The organism is Chromobacterium sp. ASV23 (assembly GCF_016428945.1).
Classification (GTDB): domain Bacteria; phylum Pseudomonadota; class Gammaproteobacteria; order Burkholderiales; family Chromobacteriaceae; genus Chromobacterium; species Chromobacterium sinusclupearum.
Window position 1 is genome coordinate 1 of the sequence record NZ_JAELTR010000128.1, and the last position, 1,850, is coordinate 1,850.

The following is a 1,850-nucleotide window of genomic DNA, read 5'->3' on the forward strand; positions in this document are numbered from 1 at the left end:
GAGTCTCGTGGGCTCGGAGATGTGTATAAGAGACAGGCTTAAGCATCATTGAAGTCTCTGCTATTACAGGCCACAAAACGCTTTCCATGTTGAAGCGGTATAGCCATCCAGACCCAGTTCGATTGGCAAAGAGAATTGAAAATATTGGTGTTGATAGTATTGATTCCGGTGAGGTATAACTTTGCGATGAAACAAGGTTGATGAACGATCTGTTTTGTTAGTTGAAGGGGCTGGTCTGCGACTGGCCCTTTTCCATTTGTTGAATTTTACACTTCCTAGTGTTGTGATGGTTTGTTGTTGTTTTATTATTTTGGTATTTGGCTCTTTTTTTGAATGCATATAGTGATAGCGCATTTTTCTTCATCCTAACTTTTTTGATTAGCCGTTTCTGGTTTTCATTTCTCAGTTTGATGATTTTAGGGATGAGGATTAATGAAGTTATTATTCCAAAGACGAAAACAGCCCCATAGAAAATAAAAAATAAGTCGAGAAAGGTTAGTTCGCGGATGCTCATGTTTTGTGTGAGTGGTCAATGAGATTTTAGTTTATTGTGTTTTGCATTGAGCGTCTACTCTTGGTGGCTTGCAATTTTGGAGTCACTTTTTGATTCATCGCAGTTTGGCTGGGTAAGGACTATGGTTAATTTCAGTGCAATTGCTATCAATTGATTTGATGTCAATCGATATCAATCAATTTGAAATGATATGATATGACATCGGATGTGATTCGAGCCCTGTGTGGCGCAATCCTGTCTTCCCGGACAGCTGGCAAATCTCCCTGAAGCTGCTATGGTCAGAATTTTGCTCGTGCGGCTACCTCGCGCAGACCATCATCCGATTGCGCGCCGAAGCAGGCCGTATCGTCAGCGCTGACCCCACTTTAGTCCGCGTTCTCCGCGAAGAACATCAACGACTGCTCTTCGGTCTGGAAGTGGATATTGAAGCTCCTGCTGATCAACTCGTTGTTCTGGCTCTGCAGTGCGTAAATATGCGCGAACTTCTCGGCATAGAAGCCGATCCACTCATCAAGCGTGGCAAAAGCCGATTGAGGGCGAAGTGCGGCGTTCAGGTCGCGGATTGCCTCCGACGAGGCCGCAAAGAAGTCGTAGTCGAGCGGGAAGAACATCAGTAGCTCGCCTGGGCCGATCTGCTCGATCGCCTCATCTGTGACGATGTGCAGCCGCGGGCCTTCTGGCGTCGGTGCGGACAGGATCAGCCGCGTGATGTCGATCTGCTCGTTCGGACCGGCCTCTTGGCGCCGATACTCCTTTTCGTGCGCCAGCAGCGCCGGCAGTGACGATAGGGCAGCGCCGCGGATGAGGTGTTCCAGCGTGCGCTGAACGACGCCATACTCGCCGGTGCCGGTGAATACGCCGCCTGGCCAGTCGTGGAGCTTCTTCGAAGCGATGTTCCGCCTGAAGGCTGTGTGATTGCTGAACGCGACCGTCGTGTTGTCGGCCGACACGATAAGACTGTCTTGGGCCTGCATTGCAATGATGAATGTCATGCTGAGCGAATGATGTATTTGATTTTCTAATCCGAACCATCCTACCCTGGAGGGCAAAATGTCAGGCGGCGGTTACATCAGAATAGCAGGGGGCAATATTGAAATTCATTGCCCGGGACAAGTTAGCATCCGTGGGCAGAATATCGCGCTCTCAGGGCCGGCGCAAATCGGCATGGACATGCAAAAGATGCCTTCTGGCGATCTGCACAGCCTTTCGTTCCAGGTCAAGGATAGCCAGGGCAATATCATGAGAAACACCCCCTATGTTCTCAAGGACGGAAAGGGGCAGCTTTTCAAGGGGATCACCGACAAGCACGGCCGGACGCAGCAGATACATTCCAGCA

The 1,850-nt window shown here is 49.6% G+C and carries 3 protein-coding genes; 1 reads left to right on the forward strand and 2 read right to left on the reverse strand.

Going from position 1 to position 1,850, the window contains the following annotated elements; translation table 11 throughout:
• Positions 1-63: 63 nt before the first annotated feature.
• Together JHD59_RS21855 and JHD59_RS21860 are read right to left on the reverse strand one after the other, a co-directional pair.
• Entirely contained in the window at positions 64-354 is a 291-nt protein-coding gene (locus tag JHD59_RS21855; RefSeq protein ID WP_199155816.1) for a hypothetical protein, read from the reverse strand.
• 525 nt (positions 355-879) lie between these two features.
• Complete coding sequence (locus tag JHD59_RS21860; RefSeq protein WP_199155817.1) at positions 880-1,506, reverse strand: hypothetical protein; 627 nt, start codon at positions 1,504-1,506, stop codon at positions 880-882.
• Positions 1,507-1,564: 58 nt separating this feature from the next.
• Between JHD59_RS21860 and JHD59_RS21865 the strand changes: the two genes are divergently transcribed.
• On the forward strand, positions 1,565-1,850 hold a 286-nt coding region (locus JHD59_RS21865), incomplete at its 3' end, for a DUF2345 domain-containing protein (protein ID WP_199155818.1).